Source organism: Dehalococcoidia bacterium, from assembly GCA_041653995.1.
Taxonomy (GTDB): Bacteria; Chloroflexota; Dehalococcoidia; order GIF9; family UBA5629; genus CAIMUM01.
The window spans coordinates 1-4,201 of record JBAZEK010000042.1 but is presented as its reverse complement, the minus strand read 5'-3'; the positions used below and the strand labels follow the sequence as shown (position 1 = coordinate 4,201).

General features: G+C 53.5%; 8 protein-coding genes. All 8 read right to left on the bottom strand.

Going from position 1 to position 4,201, the window contains the following annotated elements; genetic code table 11:
* Window positions 1–21: 21 nt before the first annotated feature.
* A complete protein-coding gene (locus WC359_14950) occupies window positions 22–453 on the bottom strand; it encodes an adenylyltransferase/cytidyltransferase family protein (protein ID MFA5401747.1) in 432 nt (143 codons plus the stop codon).
* Window positions 454–827: 374 nt separating this feature from the next.
* On the bottom strand, window positions 828–1,802 hold the full coding sequence (galE, locus tag WC359_14945; GenBank protein MFA5401746.1) for a UDP-glucose 4-epimerase GalE: 975 nt from the start codon (window positions 1,800–1,802) through the stop codon (window positions 828–830).
* A gap of 2 nt (window positions 1,803–1,804) precedes the next feature.
* Entirely contained in the window at window positions 1,805–2,167 is a 363-nt protein-coding gene (locus WC359_14940) for a hypothetical protein (protein MFA5401745.1), read from the bottom strand.
* Window positions 2,164–2,949, bottom strand: a complete 786-nt coding sequence (locus WC359_14935; protein ID MFA5401744.1) for an AAA family ATPase — start codon at window positions 2,947–2,949, stop codon at window positions 2,164–2,166. The genes WC359_14940 and WC359_14935 overlap by 4 nt, the downstream gene beginning before the upstream one ends.
* A gap of 3 nt (window positions 2,950–2,952) precedes the next feature.
* Window positions 2,953–3,576, bottom strand: coding sequence for a hypothetical protein (locus WC359_14930; GenBank protein ID MFA5401743.1), 624 nt, complete (start codon window positions 3,574–3,576; stop codon window positions 2,953–2,955).
* 3 nt (window positions 3,577–3,579) lie between these two features.
* The gene (locus WC359_14925) at window positions 3,580–3,795 is read right to left on the bottom strand and encodes a hypothetical protein (protein MFA5401742.1); all 216 of its coding nucleotides are present in this window, start codon (window positions 3,793–3,795) and stop codon (window positions 3,580–3,582) included.
* Complete coding sequence (locus WC359_14920) at window positions 3,792–3,980, bottom strand: hypothetical protein (GenBank protein ID MFA5401741.1); 189 nt, start codon at window positions 3,978–3,980, stop codon at window positions 3,792–3,794. The genes WC359_14925 and WC359_14920 overlap by 4 nt, the downstream gene beginning before the upstream one ends.
* Window positions 3,973–4,201: hypothetical protein (locus tag WC359_14915; GenBank protein MFA5401740.1), on the bottom strand; the 229-nt coding region annotated here is incomplete at its 5' end. The genes WC359_14915 and WC359_14920, both read right to left, overlap by 8 nt.

The following is a 4,201-nucleotide window of genomic DNA, read 5'->3' as shown; positions in this document are numbered from 1 at the left end:
TGGTCTTCACCCTATTATGCTTCATTCTACTCCTACGACGGGCACCATGTGCTCTATGTATCTACCACACAGAATATCGCTGCTGTGGACATCGATCCCTGAATCTATGAAGACCATTTCACCGCCCAACTTCTTCATTGTAGCCTCCTCGGGAATGTTCTTGCCCTCGTACTCGACATACTTGACGAAGACATCGGGCTCGATTATCTCCAGCATTCGACAAGGAGTATCGTCAGGAAAGCTGAGAACGGCGCTGACGGGCCGCAACGCCCGTAGGATCGTCATTCGGTCCTCAAGCGGCATGTACGGGCGTCCAGGGCCTTTTCCTGCCACGTACGCATCCTCGTTGACCAGAACGATGAGCATATCGCCTAACTTCCGTGCTTCTTCGAGCAATTTGATATGTCCGGCGTGAATCACGTCGAAGCAACCACCGCAAGCTACTATCTTCATGATCTTGTCCTCCCCTGCTGCCTCGCAGCTGGTCTCCATTCACCTGCCTCTATTGTATCGCTTGATCCGCCAAACCAACTGTCCTATCTCTTTCGCCCAAGGACCAAACTTCCAGGTTTTCAGGGTACCACCCTGTGACCAGAGAACAAGACGCCAGTATTTGCTCCCATCATCGACCAAGGCCGTCTCCCGTTCAAGCTGCTGCTTGGACAAGGGCACAGAAACCCGAGCCCCTATGCCAAAAGACTCAATACGGAGCTGGTCTGTCTGATAGAGCCAGCCGCCCTCATCTCGGCGCACACCGCGCTTCCTGGCGACCAGAACGGCTCTATTGCGGACGATACGCCATAACAACCACCAAAGTAAGCTTCTCATTAGTCGTTGTATCCTCTCGGATGATCTCGGTGCCAGCGCCAGGCCGTTTCAATGATGTCATCGAGGCCATAGCGCGGAGTATACAACCCCATGCTTCGACTACCATCAGCTACCAGCCTTGCCGGATCACCAGGACGAGCCTCGCAGAACTTGAGAGGTATCGTATGATCGGTGATCCGTTCAATGGCCTGGACAACTTCAAGCACGGAAAATCCGCAATGTCCGCCGAGGTTGAATACGTCACTTTCATTCCCGTTTCGCAAGGCGTTCAAACCTGCGATATGAGCTTCGGCGATGTCGGACACATGGACGAAATCCCGGATGCATGTGCCATCAGGAGTATCCCACTCGGTGCCGTAGACATTCAAGACCGTGCCCTCCTGGATGGCTTTTATGGCACTCGGGATGAGATGCTGTTCGGGGCGATGATCCTCACCGATGGAGCCATCAACTGCTGCTCCAGCTGCATTGAAGTAGCGGAACGAGATATGTTTCAGATCGTAGGCTACTTCGTAGTCGGCCAAGACCTGTTCGATCATCAGTTTTGTCCGACCATAGGGGTTCGTGGGATTCTTGGGCGCATCTTCACGGATCGGAATGCTCGCAGGTTCGCCGTACACGGCGGCAGACGAGGAGAAGATGATCTTTTTGCAGCCGAAGTCCGCCATGGTGCCAAGAAGCACCAAAGTATTGCAGACGTTAGAATGATAATAGGCGTCGGGGTTGATGCATGAATCCGGCACGGACGCTTTGGCCGCGAAGTGGATTACAGCTTCAATGTCGTAGTTCTTGAACAATCGTCGGAGTGCGCTGGCTCCGCCACAGCTGCCGTAGGTCAGAGAGCCATAATCGATGGCTGATTGATGCCCGGCGCTGAGATTGTCGATAACAAGAACCTTTTCCCCTTTCTCTACAAGAGCTTTGACGGTATGACTGCCTATGTAGCCGCAGCCCCCGGTGATGAGTATTGCCATACTTAATCCTCGTGCTTTCCTGGATTCAGGCGTTCTGAACCCATGTAGTTGGTTATTTTGTAAACTCCCCGGCTTTCAGGGTCAATCTCACACTCAACTTTGAAGTAGAGGTGGATGCACTTTCGCCCCTCCTCAAAAGCAGCCTTGGCTCGGCGAAATGCCTGCCTCAGATACCCCAAATTGAGGCCATTTTCAGCGTCGGGACGTGATCCCTCGGCCACACAGAGACAGTGATCCTCGATCATGTGCTCAATGGTGAGACTATGATGCCCACTTGAGTAAATAATGGGATTCATCACGAAAATAGGGAACTCATCGGAGCCTCTGGGGTCAGAGATGACAAATCCCTCAATTACCTCTTTCATGCTGAACCTCCACCAAAACAGATCGGGCACTGCTGACCTTTCACGGGCATGAGTCGTTGAGGAGCTGCGCTTGCATGCTCACATTTGGCGATCCCGTGGGCGTCGGCGCGATGGATGATGCCGTTTACCTCGATATAGAAGACATCGGGCAGTGGCGGAGCGTCGAAGTTATCCTGGCGTAGGGTTGCACCGGCTTCATTGCACTGCCTGATGTATTCCGCGATCAATTCACGGCACCATTCTACCCTCATTTCGAGGTTCGGCAGGTCCACGGTGAAGAAGAGGTAGGGTTTGAATACCTCAAAGACACCCAGAAGCGAATTGTTGGCCTTTTCTCGCCAGTGCGGGTCAAAGTTGCTGGCCGGACGCACACCGTCGTCTACGGGCTTCAGGAGCGGCGGCAAATGGAAGATGATGTCATATCGTGGCCTCGGGTTGTTGGCCTTGTTCAGCTCACTGAAGAGATCATTCATCACCATCACGTCTTTGGGCGTGCCCTTGGAAAGCATCTGAGCATACATCATGCCCATAAAGATCGGGGCATCGGTGATGACGAGATTAGCGTCGCCGACCGATTCCTCCCAGTCCATCTGCTTCTTCAGGATGCGAAACTGCTCCCAGATGTCCGTGATCCCACCATGCTTGATGATATAGCGCCGGGCATACTCGGCTGACAACTCAACGTTCTCAAGACCCTTGATTCCTCGACAAGCAGCCGCGAGCCCTCGGGCGGTCGATGTCTTGCCTGAACCGGGAACTCCGGCAAATCCAATCCTCATCATAAGTTAGCTCCTCACTCGCATGATATTGATCCAGGGAATCCCTGCTTTTTCGGCGTATTTGACACAGTTGGCAGTACCGCCGGAGCTGCCATCCCAACACGCGATGACCAGATCGGCTGAATCGACCATATACTGGTTCCTCAGCTCACATAAAATGGCTGTCTGGTGCCTGCTGGACTTGGCGTTATGGTAGACCTCTATGAGACCGGCTTTCTTGCTCCAATACTCGCTCTCGCCGACCGTAGGACGAAGAATGCACTGCTCAACGTTCACAATCTTGCCACCAGAGGCTTTGAGCTGGTTCAGGAGGGCTCTGTAGAGCTGCTGGGCACGATCAGGCCATATCGTATGCTGTCTTTCGGAGGGTCGGCAAGCTACGAGGGAGATTCCCAGCTGAAAACACGCCTTGACCGCTTCCCAGTCGTAGCCCTGGGCCATGCCGTCGTAAGCCCACTTGATCCGTTCGATACCGATGGTATCAAGGAGATCGAGGGTGTCATTCAGATAAACGGGTCTTATGGAGCCATACCCGCCGAGTTTGTCCGGGCGATGGCCGGTGAACGCTATGTTGAGCGTTTCATGATCTCTGACCCAAGAAAGAAAGCTTGATGGGTAATGATTGCTCAAAGTCTACCTCGCTGCGTGTGTCGTTATCCTGGTCGCTCTAAGGCCGTAGGAGTAGCTGCCCTGGGGCATGCCGATTCCCACGTGTGGACGACCGTTGATGAAGTCAGGTTTGCCGTCTTGAGTGTCGCCGCAGCAGGTTCGGCAGATCATATTGAGTTCGCCGACCCACGCTACACCCTCAGCGTTGCGTATTTCATTGCCACAGCGACATCTCTTCATCGGACCACTCTCAGGTTTGACTTCTGAGCGAAGCATGAATCAGTCCCATGAGGGCAGTTATCCAGCTTGACCAGAGCCATGTGCAGCCAGTTCAACTTGATTGTTTTGTCATCTTCTACGGTAATAGTGCCGAACTCGCCGGTATGTGGGTGCTTACCCGTAATCTGGACTTTAAGCTCACTCATAGTCTCTCACCCCCAGCCCGGACGGGAAGCGGGGCTTGCCCTGATCCGTCATGTTCTGGAACTTCACCGTGTAGAGCTTGCCCACGGGATCATAAGTGCCCTCACAGAACCCCAACCACAGTTCCTTACGACCCTCTATGGTGCCACAGGGCCTGACCTTGAACGTCTTACCCTCGGCAGTCTCACACACATACATGATAGCTTCTTCGTCGGTGCCTTTG